Source organism: Bradyrhizobium sp. 23, assembly GCF_023073295.1.
Lineage (GTDB): Bacteria > Pseudomonadota > Alphaproteobacteria > Rhizobiales > Xanthobacteraceae > Bradyrhizobium > Bradyrhizobium canariense_D.
This window is the reverse complement of record NZ_JADPJF010000103.1, coordinates 270,584-270,953: the sequence shown is the minus strand read 5'-3', so window position 1 is coordinate 270,953 and position 370 is coordinate 270,584. Positions and strand designations below refer to the sequence as shown.

Here is a 370-nt window from a genome sequence, read left to right as displayed (position 1 = left end):
GTCGCCGCCAATAGGCGAGCGCGCCGGAAAAGGACGAGGCGGCGATGTGGCTCGCGACGGAGGCGACCGCGACCGCCGGCGTGATGCCGATGAAGATCAGAAGCGGCGTCATCAGGAAGCCGCCGCCGATCCCGAACATGCCGGAGACGAAGCCGACCGCCGCGCCCATCGCTAGCACGAGGAAGACATTGACCGGAAGATCGGCGATCGGGAGATAGAGCTGCATCGAGAGACCACGCTTCCCGCGAGACGGATCGATTGCGCGGAATGCTCGCAGGAGGGCAGAACGATTGCCGCGCCCTTCAATAGCGGAATTCGGTGGCCGGCGGGACCAGGAATTTCAGGCGTGGTGAATGGGCTAAGAGAGATC

1 protein-coding gene is annotated in these 370 nt (G+C 64.3%); it reads right to left on the bottom strand.

The genetic code is table 11. The features are described from left to right. A partial coding sequence (locus IVB32_RS26350) for a TSUP family transporter (RefSeq protein WP_247411808.1) occupies positions 1-226 on the bottom strand: 226 nt, incomplete at its 3' end. Between the last annotated feature and the right edge of the window lie 144 nt (positions 227-370).